The following is a 17,641-nucleotide window of genomic DNA, read 5'->3' on the forward strand; positions in this document are numbered from 1 at the left end:
GCTTCGTGGGGCGAAAAGCCGGCGTAGAAGTGACGCCAGTACGCTTTTCGCCCCCGCGTGGGCCGGCGCCTGCGTGGTAACCCCGAACCCATGCCACACTACGCGGCGGTTAGCTGCGGAAAGTCGGAATGCAGAATCGGGACAGGGTAAACGCCAAAATCGCCATCATCGGCCTCGGCTATGTCGGGCTGCCGCTGGCGGTGGAGTTCGGCAAGTATTACGACACCATGGGTTTCGATATTCGTGCCGCGCGAGTGGATGAGTTGCGCGCCGGCCACGACAGCACGCTTGAGGTCGAGCCGGCTGAGCTGATGGCAGCGCAGCGCCTGCACTACAGCGCAACCCTTGAAGATATTCGCGATTGCAACGTCTACATCGTCACGGTGCCGACGCCGATCGATGCCGCCAAACGACCGGATCTGAAGCCCTTGATCGGGGCCAGCGAAAGTCTGGGCAGGGTGCTCAAGCCAGGCGACATCGTGGTGTACGAATCCACCGTATATCCCGGCTGTACCGAAGAGGTTTGCGTGCCGGTATTGGAGCGGGTTTCCGGCTTGCGCTTCAATCAGGATTTCTTCGTGGGCTATAGCCCCGAGCGCATTAATCCCGGCGACAAGTTGCACCGGGTCACCGCGATCCTCAAGGTCACCTCAGGCTCCACGCCCCAGACGGCCGACTTTGTCGACGCGTTGTATTCCAGCATCATCCACGCCGGTACGCACAAGGCCAGCAGCATCAAAGTGGCCGAAGCGGCCAAGGTGATCGAAAACACCCAGCGCGATCTCAATATCGCCCTGGTGAACGACTTGGCGATCCTGTTCAACAAGCTCGGCATCGATACGCTTGAAGTGCTGCAGGCCGCGGGGACCAAGTGGAATTTCCTGCCGTTTCGCCCCGGTCTGGTCGGTGGCCATTGCATCAGCGTGGACCCGTACTACCTCACCTATAAAGCGCAGGAAGTCGGCCACCACCCCGATGTGATTCTTGCCGGTCGGCGTACCAATGACAGCATGGGCGCGTATATCGCCAACGAAGTCGTGCGCTTGATGGTACGCAAGGACATCAACCCGGTGCGTGCGCGCATCCTGGTCTTGGGGCTGGCGTTCAAGGAGAACTGCCCGGACCTGCGCAACACGCGCGTCGTGGACATCGTGCATGCCCTGCAGGGCTACAACGCCGCCGTCGATGTATATGACCCCTGGGTGGATGCCGCCGAGGCTGCGCACGAGTACTCGTTGCAGCCGGTCGCCGAGCCAAGGCATGGCGATTACGACGCCATTATCGTCGCTGTCGCGCACCGGGAATTCGCCGCCATGGGCGCCGAAGGCATTCGTGCTTTCGGCAAGCCGACCTCGGTGCTTTATGACGTGAAATACGTGCTGCCGCGAGAAGCGGTGGACGGGAGACTGTGAAATGAAAGTGTTGGTTACCGGTACCGCGGGATTCATCGGCTCACATGTGGCGATGAAGCTGCTCGAACGCGGCGACGAAGTGATTGGTCTGGATAATCTCAGCGATTACTACGACGTCAATCTCAAGCATGCGCGCCTTGCCCGCTTCAAGGATCACCCTGGTTATACCCATATCCAGGCCGATCTGGCCGATCGCGCCGCCGTGGAGGCGGCTTTTGCCGAGCATCGGCCGCAACGAGTCGTTCATCTGGCGGCGCAGGCTGGCGTGCGTTATGCCGCGCAGAATCCGCATGTGTATGTCAGCAGCAACGTGACCGGTTTTCTGCATGTGCTGGAGGGCTGCCGCCATCATGCCGTGGAGCACCTGGTATTCGCCTCGACCAGCTCGGTGTACGGCGCGAACACGGCCATGCCGTTTTCGGAGCATCAGCCCACCGAGCACCCGTTGACGCTGTACGCCGCGACCAAGAAAGCGAACGAGCAGATGGCGCATAGCTACGCGCATCTGTATCGAATCCCATGCACCGGGCTGCGTTTCTTCACTGTTTACGGACCTTGGGGACGGCCGGACATGGCGCTGTTTCTGTTCACCAAGGCGATCCTCGCCGGTGAGCCGATCAAGGTGTTCAATCACGGCCGGCATAAACGCAGCTTTACCTATATCGACGATATCGTCGAAGGCGTTCTGCGTACGCTGGACAACGTGCCGGGCCCGAATCCCGATTGGCGTGGCGATGCTCCCGACCCGGCCAGCAGCCAGGCGCCGTACCGCATCTACAACATCGGCAACGAACAATCGGTGGAATTGCTGCGCTACATCGAGGTGCTGGAGCAGTGCCTGGGGCGCAAAGCCAAGATGGAGATGCTGCCGTTACAGGCGGGCGATGTGCCCGATACCGAGGCTGATGTATCCAACCTCATCGAAGCCGTAGGCTATCGGCCGAAAGTATCGGTGGAGGAGGGCGTGCGCCAGTTCGTCGAGTGGTATCTGAGTTATCCAGCGCATAGATGACATTCAAAACATGGCGTACCAGGGTCGTGTGCCGTGTGATTTACTTATGAACCCCATGCTTACTAACTCCACGTCACAACTTCAGGAGGTGTTACATGTCCACGGTCACCCTTAAGGGCAACCCCGTTCAAGTCGAAGGAACGTTTCTCGCCGCCGGTGCGCCGGCGCCGGCCTTCTCGCTGGTCGGCAAAGATCTGGCCGATGTGTCGTTGTCCCGCTACGCCGGCAAGCGCAAAGTGCTGAATATTTTCCCCAGCATCGACACGCCGACCTGCGCTACCTCGGTGCGCCATTTCAACGAAGCGGCGAGCAAGCTGGATAACGCGGTGGTGTTGTGCATTTCGGCGGATCTGCCGTTTGCGCAGGCGCGTTTCTGCGGTGCGGAAGGGCTCAGCCAGGTCGCCACCCTATCGACGATGCGTGGTGCCGCCTTCCTCAAGAATTACGGCGTAGCGATCGCCGATGGCCCGTTGGCGGGTCTTGCCGCTCGTGCGGTGGTGGTGCTGGACGAGCACGATAAAGTTCTGCATAGCGAGTTGGTAGGTGAAATTGCCCACGAGCCGAATTACGACGCCGCCCTGGCCGTGTTGGGCTAAGGCGTATCGCGTATAGCTGCCTGATTTTCGGGTGGCGGCGGAAACAACAAAGGCCGGGCAATGCCCGGCCTTTGTGTTTGCAACGTAACGATGAAGCCGCTTACTTCGCCGCCATCAGCGCCGTGGTCATATCCAACATGCGGTTGGAGAAACCCCACTCGTTGTCGTACCAGCTAAGCACTTTCACCAGGGTGCCGCCCATGACGCGGGTCTGCGTGGCGTCATAAGTGGACGATGCCGGGTTGTGATTGAAATCAATCGACACCAGCGGCTTGGTGTTGACCGCCAGGATGCCCTTCAATGCGCCGTTGGCGGCTTCGTTGATGGCGGCGTCGATCTCTTCCTTGCTGGTTTCGCGCGAGGCGACGAACGACAGGTCAACCACCGAGACGTTGATAGTCGGCACGCGCATGGAGAAGCCGTCCAGCCTGCCGTTCAACTCCGGCAGCACCAGGCCAACGGCGGCGGCGGCGCCGGTCTTGGTCGGGATCTGGCTCATCGTGGCCGAGCGGGCGCGACGCAGGTCGGAGTGATACACATCCGTCAGCACCTGGTCATTGGTGTAGGCGTGAATGGTGGTCATCAAACCGTGCACGATACCGATTTTCTCGTGCAGCGCCTTGGCCAGCGGGGCGACGCAGTTGGTGGTGCAAGAGGCGTTGGAGATCACCTGATGCTGCGCGGTGAGCTTGTCGTGGTTCACGCCGTAAACGAAGGTGCCGTCCACATCTTTGTCGCCCGGGGCGGAGATGATGACCTTCTTCGCGCCGGCGGCGATGTGCGCGCTGGCCTTGGCCTTGGAGGTGAAGAAGCCGGTGCACTCCAGCACGACATCTACGTTCAGCGCGGCCCAGGGCAGCTTGGACGGGTCGCGTTCGGCACAGACCTTGATGCGGTCGCCGTTGACGATCAGATCGCCGGCATCGACTTCAACGGTGCCGGGAAATTTGCCGTGTGCGGTGTCGTACTGCGTCAAATGCGCGTTGGTCTCGGCATCGCCGAGGTCATTGATCGCGACAATCTGAATCTCATTGGTGCGGCCGGATTCGTACAGCGCGCGCAGAATATTGCGGCCGATGCGACCGTAACCATTGATGGCGACCTTGATGGTCATGGGACAGCGTCCTCCGAAGTGATGGCGAGCAGCAAAAAACGGCCGTATGAGGGCCGCCAAAACACGCATTTTAGCCTGAACCCGCGATTGGGTGGTTTCGGCTTCGATGCGGCGGGAGGATGATGCTTGGCTTACCTTATTCCACCCTTTCGCGGAGTGACGACGTGAGTGACGAAAAAATCATCGAGTTGAGCCTGGAACAGACCGGCGACTACGAGTTCCGGGTGCGCTTTGACGGCAGCTTGATCCCCGACCTGGTAGTCGACGAAAGCTCGCCGCTAGGCGGTGATGCCGGGCCTGATCCGTCGCGGCTGCTGGCGGCAGCGGTGGCCAACTGTTTGTCCGCCAGCCTGTTGTTCGCGTTGCGCAAATTCAAAAATGCCCCCAGCAAGCTGAGCGCCAAGGCACGGGCCACTCTGACGCGAAACGAGCATGGGCGTTGGCGGGTCCCCCGGATCGCCGTGGAGCTGCAGTTGGGTGACGCCGCCGCGGCGCTGGAAAATCTGGACCGGGTATTGGCTCAGTTCGAGGATTTTTGCATCGTCACCGAAAGCGTGCGCCAAGGCGTGGCGGTGGAAGTGAGCGTGCGTGACGCTAGCGGGACGGTTCTGCACCAGAGTTGATACGCATGCCCACCGAGTCACGGCCTATCGGTTGTGGCAAGCTTCCTTGCTCCCAGGTCGAACCGTCTGAACCATGCGCTCATCCCCCCGTCTCGCCGCCACCGTATTCGCGCTTTTCGCCGTGACACCCATGGCCCAGGCTTGGGGGCCGCTCGGTCACAGCATCGTCGCCGAACTGGCGCAGCGCCACCTTAGTCCAGCCGCGGAGGCTGAGGTCGAGCGCTTGCTGGCGCCGGAGCACACCGGCAGTTTGGCCGACATCGCCAGTTGGGCCGACGAGGTGCGCAACGACCCTGCCCAGCAGGCTTTGTGGAACGACACCCGGAGCCTGCATTACATCAACTTCCGCGACCCTTCCTGCGACTACGTGCCGCCACGGGATTGCCCGGATGATCGCTGCGTGGTTGGCGGTGTGGCGCACTACGTTGCGGTGCTTGCCGACAAGACCCAGCCCGATGCCAGTCGTCGCGATGCGCTGAAATTTGTCGTGCATTTCATTGGCGATATGCATCAGCCATTGCACGCAGGCTATCGCGACGACAAGGGCGGCAACGACTATCAGGTGCAATTTGCCGGCAAGGGCAGCAACTTGCATAAAGTGTGGGATTCCGGCTTGTTGGGTACGCGCCAACTGGCCTGGAAGCCTTACGCGCAAGAGCTGGATGCTCGCGGCCCGATCGCGTTGCCGGCGCCGATCGCCCCGCTGGATAACAACTATGTGCAGTGGGCGGAGGAATCCTGCCGCGCTACCGGCGAGGCAGGTTTTTACCCCAGTGGTCACGTCATCGAGCAGGCCTATATCGATGCCGAGCTGCCGTTGGCCGAGCAACGCTTGCGCGAAGCCGGTCGACGTCTGGCCGAGGTGTTGAACCAGGCATTGACGGCACCGTAATCAGTTTGTCGTGCCGGCCTGGGTGCTGGATGGGCCGATGTTCCGATCAAGAAAATTCAGCATTTTCTCGTAAGCCTGCTGCCGGTGTTTCTCAAGAAAGAAACCATGCCCTTCGTCAGGCTCCACCAGCGAATCGTAGGGTTTGTTCAACTTATCCAGTGCCTGGGTAAAGATGCGGAAATTCTTCAGCGGGACGCGTTGATCTTCGCCGCCATGGATCAGCAGCACATCGGCTTTCAGGCGCTCGACGCCGCCCAGCGGCGAGCGTCGTAATAGATCGTCGCGATCGTCGCCCATGGTCTGGCGGAGAAAGCCTTCGCCATTGTAAATGCGTTGGGTATCGCTGCTGTCCAGTTGCACACGCATATCGTAGACACCGGCATAGCCGATCGCGCAACGGTATAGATCCGGTTCGCGCACGGCGCCCTGCAGCGCGGCGTAGCCGCCGTAACTGGCGCCATAGATGCAAATGCGGCCGTTCTGGGTATAGCCCTGTTGCACCGCCCAGTGCGTGGCATCGGTGAGATCGTCCTGCATGGCCAGCCCCCATTGGCGGTAGCCGCGCTGCTCGAATCGCGCGCCGTAACCGCCGGAGCCGCGATAATTTACTTGCAGCACGGCATAGCCGCGGCTGGCGAACAGTTGCGCTTCGGGATCGAAATTCCAGTCGTCGGCGATGCCGAACGGACCGCCATGCGGCAGTACGATCAGCGGATAGGGCTTGTCGCCCGCCGGCAGGGTGAGAAAGCCGTGCAGGCTCAGTCCATCGCGAGCTTGCAGTTCGATAAGTTGCTTGGGGCGCATTTGTTGTGGGTCGATCCAGCGCGATGCGCTTACCAGGTATCGAGCATTGCGAGTATCGAGGTCGAACACATAGTAATCACCGGGGTTGCGGTCGCTTAGCACGTGCACAATGGCGCGTTTGCCGTCCCGACTGAAGCTGGAGAAATAAGCCAGTTCGCCGGGAAAGTTTTTCGCCAGCGCCTGGGTGAGCTGGGCTTCGCGACTGTCTTCGTCGATGTAATGCAGGGCGCGCGGGCCGTCGGCGGTGATAACCGCGTAGTAGTCCTGTCGATCAGCGCTAGGCAATAGCAGCACCGGGTCGGCGAACTTGCCTTGGTAGATGCGCGCGCGCTTCCCGCTGGTCAGATCCATCAGCTCGATCGCATTCGGCGCAGCGCCTTGCGAGCTCTCCACATAGAGCTTGCTATTGTCGCGATTGAAGCCGACCGGCCGCAGCGTTATACCCGATTGAACGGGGTCATTGGCCAGTTGCCACTCGGCCTCGTTGGATGCTCGCGTCCACAGTTTGAGCCGGGTGAAGTTTTCACTCGCATAGGCCACGCGAACCTGGCCCTGGTGATCGGCGATGAAGGCAGCGTCGCGTGCCGGAGACGTGCCGATTCTCATCGTTCGCCCGGTCATGACGTTGAGTTTTTCGATGCCGGTGAAGTTGCCCTCGCGGTTATTGCTGAATTCGCGAGTGGCGATCAATACTTGATTGTCATTGATCGGCTCGTCGCTAATCAGGCTGGCGGCGGCGTAACGCAAGGTGTCTTGCTTGATCCGGCTGCCGGTGTTGCCGCTACCGCGATAGCCGAACAGTATCGACATACGGCTGCCGTCGGCATTGCTGGCGTACAGCTCGCCGGTAGCCATCGGGGTATCGAGGCCGCCCAAGCGTTGAGCGAGCGAAACCACCAGCCGCTGATCCGTTACCCAGGTGTAGCGGTGGATCATATGGTTGGGGCCGGCCGGCAGCTTCTGCAGCGGTTTAGCCGTCTTGCCATCCAATATCGCCAGGTAGTTTTCGTGATTCTTATCGGCGTTTGGAACCACGGCGGCAATGTACTGCCCATCCGGCGACAGGGTTACCTGGCTGAATTCGGCGTGCCGCACAAAGTCGGCAATCGGGGGTGGGGCCTTGGCCGCGGGCGCTTGCTCGGCGCCGACGGGCAGGGCGAAGGTCAGCAGGGCAGCGACCGTGATGCAGGTTCGAAGAGGAGTCATGATGTCCATATCTCGTGCGGTCCAGCGCGTATACGGATCAGAGCATGGCCGATTTATCGGTGTATCGACAAGCAGGCGACGTGACCCTCTAGCGCATAAACACAATTCTGCTAGCCTCGGGGGATGACTACCGATACCCACTCTCGCCGTACCAAGATCGTCGCCACCCTGGGCCCTGCAACCGACGCGCCGGGCATGCTCGAACGCATCATCGCCGAAGGCGTGAACGTGGCTCGTCTTAACCTGTCGCATGGTCAGCCGGACGACCATCGCGCTCGCGCTGTCGCGGTGCGTGCGGCGGCGGCCAAAGTGGGTTGTGAGGTGGGCATCCTGGCCGATTTGCAGGGGCCGAAGATTCGTATCGAACGATTCGCCCATGGGCCGGTAGAGCTGCATGTGGGCGATACCTTTGTGCTGGAGTGCCGGCCCGACGCCGCCCCTGGCGACGCGGCCCGCATTGGCGTGAGCTATTACGGCCTGCCGCGCGATGTCCATGCCGGCGACGTGCTGTTGCTCGATGACGGCCTGATCGCGCTCACGGTCGAAGACGTGGTGGAGGCCGAAGTGCGCTGCCGTGTGCTCATTGGCGGCAAGCTGTCGGATCGCAAAGGGCTTAATCGCCAGGGCGGCGGTTTGTCGGTCGAGGCGTTGTCGGATAAGGACCGCGCCGACATCAAGCTCGCCGCCGAGATCGGCGCCGACTTTCTCGCGGTGTCGTTCGTGCGCTCGGCTGCCGATATGCAGCAAGCGCGCCGTTTGTTGCACGAGGCCGGTGGCAACGCCGCGCTGGTGGCCAAGATCGAGCGAGCCGATGCGATACCTGTATTGGGCGAAATCATCGATGCATCCGACGTCGTGATGGTGGCGCGCGGCGATCTCGGCGTGGAAATCGGCGACGCCGAACTGCCTGGGCTGCAGAAAAAAATCATTCGCGAGTCCGTCCAGCGCAATCGCGCGGTGATTACGGCGACGCAGATGCTGCAATCGATGGTGCGCTCGCCCATCCCGACCCGTGCCGAAGTACTCGACGTGGCCAATGCGGTGATCGATGGTACCGATGCGGTGATGCTGTCGGAAGAAACCGCCGCGGGCGCCCATCCCGATGTGGTAGTGGCGGCGATGCGGCGTATTTGCCTGGGTGCCGAACGCCAGTTTGAGCCGAAAGAAGATCTGAACACGGCCGACCACCGATTGGATCGTACCGATCAGGCGATTGCCCTGGCTGCCATGTTGTTGGCGAACCAGTTGCGCGTGCGCGCCATCATCGCGCTGACCGAATCGGGCGCTACCGCACAATGGCTGTCGCGTTATCGCAGTGCCGTGCCGATCTATGCTTTGTCGCCCTTCGACGACGCTCGCCGCCGCATGCTGATGCTGCGCGACGTGCAGCCTGTGGCGTTCAACCATGCCGGTCAGACCATGGCCTCGTCCGCGCGCCAGGCGGTGCAACAGCTATTTGCCGCGGGCAAGCTGAGCGAGGGCGACCGGGTGGTGCTTACCCATGGCGATCACGTGGGTCGCGGCGGCGGCACCAACACCTTGAAACTGCTTTCGGTCGGTGCCGACGGCGAGGTAGAAAGCCTGCGCGAGCTGTAATTTGCCCGTGCCGGGCTTTAGTCATATGTTGTCGGCCAACGGCACTACACTGCCATTCCGTTCCCCGACGTTGCGCAGGAGGCACCTATGAACACCATGTCGAACCGTATTGGCCAGAGTCTGGCGCTAGTTTTGGCCTTGGCTTGTACGGTGCCCGCGCTGGCGCAATCACAGCCAAGAACGCTCAACCCGCAGCAACTGCAGAGCTACTGGATTCTGCTCAATACCCAGGTCAGCGCCGATATTCCCAACAGCGGCCGCAATATGGACAAGCCTGGCTGCGCTGCTGTGAGCTACACGATCAACTCCGATGGCGTGCCCGGAAACATTCAAATAGCCAAGGTCGTACCGGACAGCGACCTGGGCGTGGTGGCCAAAAGCGTCATCAGCAACTTCAGCTATGGCCCATCGCTAGCCAATGCGACAAAGAAAGAGCCGGTCGCCACGTATTACATCGTGCCGTTCAACCTGCCCAGCGATAAGGGCCAGCGCCAGCAGATCATCGACGCCTGCAAGTTGCCCGGTTACGACAAGAAGGATTGACCCCCCCGTGCCGGGCAGAGCGTCCCTAGAGCGGTTCGGGCTATAATCGCGCACTTTGAACCTTGCTGCCCGGTCACGGCGGCATTCACTATTGCGCGGTTTAACCGCCTTGTTTCACGGAGTCGTCATGAGCATCGAAGATCTCGAAAGCATCGCCCTGGCGATGGTCGCGCCTGGCAAGGGCATCATCGCCATCGACGAATCGACCAACACCATCAAGAAGCGTTTCGAGGCCGTCGGCATCGAGAACACCGAGGAAAACCGCCGCGCCTACCGTGAGCTGCTGCTTACGGCACCGGGTGTCAGCGAACATATTTCCGGTGCGATCCTGTATGACGAAACGATCCGCCAGTCCACCAAAGACGGCGTGCCGTTCACCCAGCTCATGAAGAAGAACGGGATTATCCCGGGCATCAAAGTGGACAAGGGTCCGGTAGCGCTGGCCGGCTTTCCGGGCGACGTAGTCACCGAAGGCCTCGATGGCTTGCGCGAACGCCTGCAGGAATACGCCAAGCTCGGTGCACAGTTCGCCAAATGGCGCGCCGTCATCAACATCACCGAAGACAACCCCAGCTCCACCGCCATTGAAGCCAATTGCCATGCATTGGCTCGCTACGCCGCGCTGTGCCAGGAAGCGGGCCTGGTGCCCATGGTCGAGCCGGAGGTCATCATGGACGGCGACCACAGCATCGATGTGAGCTACGAAGTGCACGAGGCCGTGCTGCGCAGCCTGTTCAATGCGCTGTACGAGCAGAATGTGATGCTGGAAGGCACGATTCTGAAAGTCAGCATGGTCATCCCGGGTAAAGATGCCGACGAGCAGGCCGAGGTCGAAGAAGTGGCCGATGCCACCGTGCGTGTGCTCAAGACCACCGTGCCGGCCACCTTGCCGGGCATTGTGTTCCTCTCCGGCGGTCAGACCGATGAGCAGTCCACTGCCCATCTGAACGCCATGAACCGCATGGGTCCGCACCCGTGGCCGCTGAGCTTCTCTTACGGCCGCGCCATGCAACAGGCCGCGTTGAAGCTGTGGGCCAAAGACATGAAGGCCAATTACGCCGCCGCCCAGAAAACCGTCGCCGCCCGTGCCAAGGACAATGGCCTGGCCGCACTGGGTCAGTGGAAAGGCTAAGAGCGGCAAGTCGCAAAGTTAAGGGTTAAGAGCAAAAAGGGCGCCTCCGGGGCGCCCTTTTTGTTTCGTGCTTTTCGCCGTTCTTAGAATCTGTATTCCGCGCCGACCGAGACCATGTCGGTGCTCAGGTCGGTATGGTTCTTCTTGGCATCGAAATAGTCGTAGTTAAGGCCGACACTGACATTGCTGTTGAGGTTGTAGCCAAAGCCTGCGCCGGCGTACCAACTGGTGTTGTCCAGGCCCTTGCGGATCGGGTTGGCATCGTTGCTCAGGCCATGGCCTTTCCAGCCATAGATACCGCCGCGAGCGCTGACGTACCAGTTCTGATCGATGTTGAAGCGAGCATTGGCGCCGGCGGTCCAACCATGTAACTGGGATTTGCCCTTATCGATCACGTTGTTGCTGTTGAAGATGTTCTTGACGTGGATATTGCCCAGGTCGTTGTAGCCTACCTCGGCACCCAGCGCGAAGTTCGGCGCCAGCGACCAGCGATAGCCACCGTTGAGGGCGTAACCGGTGTCATGGCCGTCATACGGGCCGTTGTTGATCGAAGTACGGCCCACATTGCCGTTGATGAACCAGCCGCCATTGTCCGATGGGGCGTTCTGCGCGAAAGCGGCCGGGACGGTCAGCAGGGCGGCGGTGGCAAGGGCGAGGGCAAGCAGCGTCTTTTTCATGGAGAGTCTCCTGTTATGACAAAGGACGGTCGCCGGCCGGATGGGGAAATAGGCTCGACGCCGGGTGCTGCCGAACACGTGGTTTGGCGGGCACGGAGACTGAGATAGGGCGGCTCGGAAAAGATTCAATACTGATTAGTACATTATTAAGTCAAAGTTAAGTTTTGTGGCAAATCAGTGGCTTATTCGTGAAAACGGGCGCCGAAGCGCCCGTTTGATTGCCCGCAAGTAACAGGGCCAACTATCAGAAGCGATATTCCGCACTGACGTTGTAGGAGTTGGTGTCCAGGTGAACGCCGTTGCCGCTGCCCTGGTAACGGTCGTAGTTCAGGCCCAGGCTCCACTGCTGGTTGATGTTGTAGCCGACACCGGCACCGGCGTAGTAGTTGGTGCTGTTAAAGCGACGGAAGCTCGGGGTGGCTTCATCGGTCAGGCCCTGGCCCTTGGCGAAGAAAGCGCCGCCACGGAGTTCGCCATACCAGCTCTGGCTGAAGTTGTAGCGCAAGCTCAGGCCGGCGGTAGCGCCCTGGAGCTTGGATTTGCCGTTGCTGGGGTACAGGCCTGCAAAGGCATTGGCGTGGCTCATATCCACACGACCCAGGTACTGATAGCCGACTTCGGCGGCCAGCGAGGTTTCAGGATTGATCGCGAAACGGTAACCGCCCTTGATGCCACCGGCAAAATCACCGTCGTCATAGGGACCCTTGCTCACTTCACCGTAGCCGGCGTTAGCTCCGACATACCAGCCCTGCTGTGCCGTGCGGCCGGCATCCTGGGCAAAGGCAGCGGGGATGGCCAGCAGGCCGGCGGTTGCGAAGGCGATAGCAAAAAGTGTCTTTTTCATGGGGGATTCCTCTTTAATCTTTTTAGGTCCAGACCGCGGATCACCGGGGGTTCGGTTGGTTCGTGGCTGTGCATCTGCTCGATGTCAGTGCTGGATCTAATTTATGGCGCCTTTGCCTGGTTTCAATACCGGTGAGTTCATTATTAAGAATCTATTAAGAAAAAAAGCGGCCCCCGCAGGGGCCGCTTGTCTTTCAACGAATCGCATGTGGCTTAGAAGCGGTATTCGCCAGTCAGCGAGACGAGGCCAGTACTGCGCTTCAGGTCAGGCGACTCCGTGCCGGTCGCCGTGTTTTTGATGGTGCCGGTGCTGGCATGGAAGTAGTCGTAATGCAGGCCGACACCAAAGTGCTGGTTGATGTCCCAGCCGCTGCCGATGCCGGCATACCAGCCGCCACGGCCTGAATTGCCGCCGCTGGACAGGCCAAGATCCTGGCCCAGGCTGTTGTTGTAGTTATGGTTGTTGTCATTGGCGTGGAAGTAGCCGCCGCGCGCGCCGACATACCACTGTGGGGCCAGGTTGATGCGGCCATTCACGCCGACCAGCCAGCCGCGCAAAGCGTCGGTAGTCTCGCGCTGATTGACGTTGCCGGAGTTGAAGACGTTTTTGATGCGGAAGTTGCCCAGATCGGTATAGCCCGCTTCCAGGCCCAGACCGAGGTCTTGGCCGACTTTCCAGCGATAGCCGCCGACCAGGCCGTAACCGGTGCGGCGACCGCGATCGCCATGCAGGGGATTGAAGCTGCCGGCATTGCTGCCAAAACCGCCAGTCCCGCTGCCATTGGTACGGCCGACATTCGCATCGATGAACCAGTTGCCGCTACCTACCGGCTGGCCGGCCTGATAGTTGCCGTCTGAAGCGGTGGGGGCGCTTTGCGCGAAGGCCGGTATCGCGACGAAGCCAGTGGTGGCGAACGCCAAGGCGAACAAGGTCTTATTCATTGGGAAACTCCTCTTTATCTTTCTAAGTCCAGTCCGTGGCAGTCAGGGGAAATGGCCACGGACTTCGTGCCTGCAGGGGTTTGCAGCACCGGGTCATTAAAGGGGGCTATGCCTGAAGGGTTTCGGAGTCGGCTGCTTAAAAATTAAGCAGTTGTTAATGCATAGGTAGATTGCACGGGCGACAGATAACGAGCGATCGGCGACAATGCCGGTTTTTCGCCGCTACCATCCCCGGAGAAGCCCTTTGAAGACCACTCGCCGCGAACTCGCCAACGCCGTCCGCGCCCTCGCCATGGATGCCGTTGAAGCGGCTAAGTCTGGACACCCGGGCATGCCCATGGGCATGGCCGATATTGCCGAGGTGTTGTGGAACGATTTCCTCAGCCACAACCCGACTAACCCGAAGTGGTTCAATCGCGATCGTTTCGTGCTGTCCAACGGCCACGGCTCGATGCTGCAGTACGCGTTGCTGCATCTGGCAGGTTATGACTTGCCGATGGACCAGCTCAAACGCTTCCGCCAGTTGCATTCCAAGACGGCCGGCCACCCGGAAGCCAGCGAAACCCCAGGCGTGGAGACCACTACCGGTCCGCTCGGGCAAGGCTTGGCCAACGCCGTCGGTTTTGCGCTGGCCGAGAAGGTATTGGCGGCGCACTTCAATCGGCCGGGGCATGACGTCGTCGGTCATCACACCTATGTTTTTCTCGGCGATGGCTGCCTGATGGAAGGCATCTCGCACGAAGTCGCTTCGCTGGCCGGTACTTGGCAGCTCGGCAAACTGATCGCGATCTATGACGACAACGGCATCTCGATCGACGGCGAAGTGCATGGCTGGTTCACCGACAACACGCCTGCCCGCTTTGAGGCCTATGGCTGGAACGTGATTCGCGATGTCGACGGCCATGATGCCGAGGCGGTCAAGAAGGCGCTGACTCAAGCCACCGTACAGAGCGATAAGCCGACCCTTATTTGCGCCAAGACCATCATCGGTTTTGGTGCGCCACATAAGCAGGGCAAGGAAGAAAGCCACGGTGCGCCGCTGGGCAAAGACGAGATTGCCGCAGCGCGTGCGCAGCTCGGCTGGTCCTATGCACCGTTTGAGATTCCTGCCGAGATTTATACCGGTTGGGACGCAAAGCAGGCTGGCGCCGCTCGCGAGCAGGCATGGAACGAGGCGTTTACGGCGTACGCGGCGGCTCATCCCGAGCTGGCCGCCGAGTTCAAACGCCGTCTCGCCGGCCAGCTACCAGCCGATTGGGCTGAGAAGTCGATGGCCTATGTCGCCAAAATGCAGGCTGACGGCCCTGAAGTGGCTTCGCGTAAAGCTTCGCAAATGGCACTGGATGCATTTGGTCCGCTATTGCCGGAGTTGATCGGTGGCTCGGCTGACCTGGCCGGTTCTAACCTGACCAAATGGAAGGGCAGCCTTGATGCCGCGGTGGGCAATAGCAGTGACGGCAAAGGCAACTACATCTATTACGGTGTGCGCGAATTCGGCATGACGGCCATTGCCAATGGCCTGGCTTTGCATGGTGGTTTCATTCCCTACGACGCCACCTTTCTGGTGTTTTCCGATTACGCCCGCAATGCGGTGCGCATGAGTGCGTTGATTCCAGCGCACGCGATTCACGTCTATACCCATGACTCGATTGGTCTGGGCGAAGACGGCCCGACCCATCAGCCGGTCGAGCATCTGGCTTCACTGCGTTACATCACCAATAACTGGGTGTGGCGCCCCTGCGATGCGGTGGAGTCGGCGATGTCGTGGAAGCTGGCGATCGAGCGCAAAGGCGCCCCGGCCTGCCTGGTGTTTTCGCGCCAAAACCTCAAGCACCAGCAGCGTAGTGAGCAGCAGGTAGCCGACATCGCGCGTGGCGCCTATGTGTTGTCTGATCCGCTGGACATGCAGTTCAAAGCCATCCTGATCGCCACGGGCTCAGAAGTGGAGCTGGCGATGGAGGCCTCGCGTGCTTTGGCACAGCAGGGCGTGCAAGTGCGCGTGGTGTCGATGCCTTGCACCGAGGTGTTCGATGCGCAGCCGTTGGAGTATCGCGAGGCGGTGCTGCCCGGTTGGTGCCGTGCGCGTGTCGCGGTGGAAGCCGCAACAGAGGATTTCTGGCGCAAATACGTCGGCCTGGACGGCGAAGTGGTCGGCATGACGACGTTCGGTGCATCCGCACCGGCACCGCAGTTGTACGAGCACTTCGGTATCACGGTGGCTCATGTGATCGACGCCGCGAAACGCGTCATCGGCTAATCACCGGCTCATGCACTTACGCCCTTTCCCCTTGCGGGAGAGGGCGTAGGCGCCGCTACAAAGCGTCGTCAGCGGTCAATCGCGCAGCCAGCTCATCGGGCGTGGCTACGATCGCCGCCGCGCCGGCCTGCTGCAACTCTTCACGGCTACCGAAGCCCCACAACACACCGATGCCATCCACACGATTGGCTACCGCGCCCTCGATATCGAAGCAGCGGTCGCCAATCATCACGGCCTGCGTCGGGCTGACATCAAAGTCGGTCAATGCACAGGCAATCATGCTGGCCTTCTCGCTATGCGCACTGTCCGGGTGGGGCCCGTACATGCGCGTGAAAGCGCGGCCGAACGGTAGCGCACCGATAATGGGCGCGGCATGTCGCTGCGGCTTACTGGTCACGATGGCGAGTTGATGGCCTGCGCTAAGCAGCCGCTCGATCATCGCTTCAATACCTGGGTAGACAGTGTGCTCGCGCCAGCCATCCGTGTGGAAGCGCTCGTGATAGTGATGCACAGCAGCTTCGATCCGCGCTGGATCGTGATCCAGTAACGGCGCGAAGCTGTGCCGCAGCGGCGGGCCGATCCAGCTCCGTAGTGATGCATGCTCCGGTACCGGCGTTTGCAATTGCACCAGAGCATGTTTGATACAGGCGAGGATGCCGTGTTCGGAATCGATCAAGGTTCCGTCGAGATCGAACAGGCACAGCATCGACGTCCGACTCACTTTGCGGCGCGAGCCTTGAGCGCGGCCACCGCGGGCAGCTCCTTGCCTTCGAGAAATTCGAGGAAGGCACCACCGCCGGTGGAGATATAGGAGATCTGTTCGGCAATGCCGTATTTATCCACGGCGGCGAGGGTGTCGCCACCGCCGGCGATGGAGAACGCTTTGGATGTGGCGACCGCATGGGCAAGCAGCTCAGTGCCCTTGCCGAAGGCGTCGAACTCGAACACGCCGACCGGGCCGTTCCACACCACCGTGCCGGCCTTGGCGATCAGCTCGGCATAAAGCCTGGCGGTCTCCGGTCCGATATCGAGGATAAGCTCGCCATCTTTGACTTGATCCACCGGTTTTACCGTAGCGGGCGCATGTGCGGAGAACTCCGGCGCCACCACCACATCGACCGGCATCGGTACTTCGGCGCCACGGCGCTTGGCGTCGGCGAGTACTTTCTTCGCCGCATCGATCAGGTCCGGCTCGTACAGCGAATTGCCGACCGAGTGACCGGCGGCGGCAATAAAGGTGTTGGCGATACCGCCGCCGACGATTAGCTGATCGACCTTGCCGATCAGATTGTCCAGCAGGGTCAACTTGGTCGAGACCTTGGAGCCGGCGACGATCGCCAGCAACGGATGCGCCGGCTGCTCCAGCGCTTTGCCCAGCGCGTCCAGTTCGGCCGATAACAGGGGGCCGGCGGCGGCGATGGGCGCAAACTTGATGACGCCATGGGTGGAGGCCTGCGCACGGTGCGCGGTGCCGAAGGCGTCCATCACGAAGACGTCGCACAGTGCGGCATACTTCTTCGCCAGTACTTCGTTGTCCTTGCCCTCGCCGACATTCATGCGGCAGTTTTCCAACACCACCACTTCGCCTTCGGCGACTTCAATGCCATCGAGATAATCGGCGACCAGCCGTACCGGCTTGCCGAGTTTTTCGCCGAGCCAATGGGCTACCGGCGCCAGCGAAGATTCGGCGTCGAATACACCTTCCTTGGGCCGGCCCAGATGCGATAGCACCATCACCTTGGCGCCGGCATCACGCGCAGCCTTAATGGTGGGCAGGGCGGCATCGAGGCGTTGTGTGGAAGTGATCCGGCCGTTCTCGATCGGTACGTTCAAGTCTTCGCGAATCAGTACGCGCTTGCTGCGCAGATCCAGATCGTTCATGCGGATGACGGACACGAAAGGCACTCCCTGGGCCATACGGCCACGAATAGCAGACAGGCCGCCAAGGCGTGGCGGCAATCGACTATTGTCCTGCCCGTCGGACGGCGATGC

General features: G+C 60.8%; 16 protein-coding genes. 9 read left to right on the forward strand and 7 right to left on the reverse strand.

The genetic code is table 11. The annotated features are described in order from the left end of the window. Window positions 1-128: 128 nt before the first annotated feature. The 3 genes from tviB (at window position 129) to tpx (ending at window position 3,020) form a co-directional block, all read left to right on the forward strand. Window positions 129-1,412 carry a Vi polysaccharide biosynthesis UDP-N-acetylglucosamine C-6 dehydrogenase TviB gene (gene tviB, locus DVJ77_RS09500; RefSeq protein ID WP_114845224.1) on the forward strand — a complete coding sequence of 428 codons (1,284 nt, stop codon included), beginning with the start codon at window positions 129-131 and terminating at the stop codon, window positions 1,410-1,412. A 1-nt stretch (window position 1,413) separates the two neighbouring features. After that, the gene (locus tag DVJ77_RS09505; RefSeq protein WP_114845225.1) at window positions 1,414-2,424 is read left to right on the forward strand and encodes an NAD-dependent epimerase; all 1,011 of its coding nucleotides are present in this window, start codon (window positions 1,414-1,416) and stop codon (window positions 2,422-2,424) included. 95 nt (window positions 2,425-2,519) lie between these two features. Next, the gene (tpx, locus tag DVJ77_RS09510) at window positions 2,520-3,020 is read left to right on the forward strand and encodes a thiol peroxidase (RefSeq protein ID WP_114845226.1); all 501 of its coding nucleotides are present in this window, start codon (window positions 2,520-2,522) and stop codon (window positions 3,018-3,020) included. A 100-nt stretch (window positions 3,021-3,120) separates the two neighbouring features. Here tpx and gap read toward each other — a convergent pair whose 3' ends face one another. Continuing rightward, window positions 3,121-4,134: a type I glyceraldehyde-3-phosphate dehydrogenase gene (gap, locus tag DVJ77_RS09515; protein WP_114845227.1), complete on the reverse strand. Its 1,014-nt coding sequence runs from the start codon at window positions 4,132-4,134 to the stop codon at window positions 3,121-3,123. A gap of 164 nt (window positions 4,135-4,298) precedes the next feature. Between gap and DVJ77_RS09520 the strand changes: the two genes are divergently transcribed. After that, window positions 4,299-4,757 (forward strand): OsmC family protein, encoded by a 459-nt coding sequence (locus DVJ77_RS09520; RefSeq protein WP_114845228.1) that lies wholly within the window; start codon window positions 4,299-4,301, stop codon window positions 4,755-4,757. A gap of 73 nt (window positions 4,758-4,830) precedes the next feature. Continuing rightward, window positions 4,831-5,649 (forward strand): S1/P1 nuclease, encoded by an 819-nt coding sequence (locus DVJ77_RS09525; protein ID WP_114845229.1) that lies wholly within the window; start codon window positions 4,831-4,833, stop codon window positions 5,647-5,649. On the opposite strand, the gene DVJ77_RS09530 is transcribed toward DVJ77_RS09525, so the two are convergent. Beyond that, window positions 5,650-7,659, reverse strand: a complete 2,010-nt coding sequence (locus tag DVJ77_RS09530; RefSeq protein ID WP_162791428.1) for a S9 family peptidase — start codon at window positions 7,657-7,659, stop codon at window positions 5,650-5,652. It lies immediately after the preceding gene. A gap of 123 nt (window positions 7,660-7,782) precedes the next feature. Between DVJ77_RS09530 and pyk the strand changes: the two genes are divergently transcribed. The 3 genes from pyk (at window position 7,783) to DVJ77_RS09545 (ending at window position 10,930) form a co-directional block, all read left to right on the forward strand. After that, window positions 7,783-9,255 carry a pyruvate kinase gene (gene pyk, locus DVJ77_RS09535; RefSeq protein ID WP_114845231.1) on the forward strand — a complete coding sequence of 491 codons (1,473 nt, stop codon included), beginning with the start codon at window positions 7,783-7,785 and terminating at the stop codon, window positions 9,253-9,255. An 87-nt stretch (window positions 9,256-9,342) separates the two neighbouring features. After that, window positions 9,343-9,798, forward strand: a complete 456-nt coding sequence (locus tag DVJ77_RS09540) for an energy transducer TonB (RefSeq protein ID WP_114845232.1) — start codon at window positions 9,343-9,345, stop codon at window positions 9,796-9,798. Between the two features lie 127 nt (window positions 9,799-9,925). Next, complete coding sequence (locus DVJ77_RS09545) at window positions 9,926-10,930, forward strand: class I fructose-bisphosphate aldolase (RefSeq protein WP_114845233.1); 1,005 nt, start codon at window positions 9,926-9,928, stop codon at window positions 10,928-10,930. 83 nt (window positions 10,931-11,013) lie between these two features. Here the strand turns inward: DVJ77_RS09545 and DVJ77_RS09550 are convergent, their stop codons facing one another. The 3 genes from DVJ77_RS09550 to DVJ77_RS09560 all read right to left on the reverse strand — a co-directional run bounded on the left by DVJ77_RS09550 (window position 11,014) and on the right by DVJ77_RS09560 (window position 13,392). Continuing rightward, window positions 11,014-11,607, reverse strand: a complete 594-nt coding sequence (locus DVJ77_RS09550) for a porin family protein (RefSeq protein WP_114845234.1) — start codon at window positions 11,605-11,607, stop codon at window positions 11,014-11,016. Between the two features lie 244 nt (window positions 11,608-11,851). Then, window positions 11,852-12,451 (reverse strand): porin family protein, encoded by a 600-nt coding sequence (locus DVJ77_RS09555; RefSeq protein ID WP_114845235.1) that lies wholly within the window; start codon window positions 12,449-12,451, stop codon window positions 11,852-11,854. Window positions 12,452-12,663: 212 nt separating this feature from the next. Next, window positions 12,664-13,392: an outer membrane beta-barrel protein gene (locus tag DVJ77_RS09560; RefSeq protein ID WP_114845236.1), complete on the reverse strand. Its 729-nt coding sequence runs from the start codon at window positions 13,390-13,392 to the stop codon at window positions 12,664-12,666. A 205-nt stretch (window positions 13,393-13,597) separates the two neighbouring features. Between DVJ77_RS09560 and tkt the strand changes: the two genes are divergently transcribed. Next, complete coding sequence (gene tkt, locus DVJ77_RS09565; RefSeq protein WP_114845237.1) at window positions 13,598-15,649, forward strand: transketolase; 2,052 nt, start codon at window positions 13,598-13,600, stop codon at window positions 15,647-15,649. 55 nt (window positions 15,650-15,704) lie between these two features. On the opposite strand, the gene DVJ77_RS09570 is transcribed toward tkt, so the two are convergent. Together DVJ77_RS09570 and DVJ77_RS09575 are read right to left on the reverse strand one after the other, a co-directional pair. Beyond that, the gene (locus DVJ77_RS09570) at window positions 15,705-16,355 is read right to left on the reverse strand and encodes an HAD hydrolase-like protein (RefSeq protein ID WP_114845238.1); all 651 of its coding nucleotides are present in this window, start codon (window positions 16,353-16,355) and stop codon (window positions 15,705-15,707) included. An 11-nt stretch (window positions 16,356-16,366) separates the two neighbouring features. Then, a complete protein-coding gene (locus DVJ77_RS09575; protein WP_380039003.1) occupies window positions 16,367-17,530 on the reverse strand; it encodes a phosphoglycerate kinase in 1,164 nt (387 codons plus the stop codon). Window positions 17,531-17,641 lie beyond the last annotated feature (111 nt).

Origin of the sequence: Dyella tabacisoli (assembly GCF_003350925.1) — a bacterium.
Taxonomy (GTDB): Bacteria; Pseudomonadota; Gammaproteobacteria; order Xanthomonadales; family Rhodanobacteraceae; genus Dyella_C; species Dyella_C tabacisoli.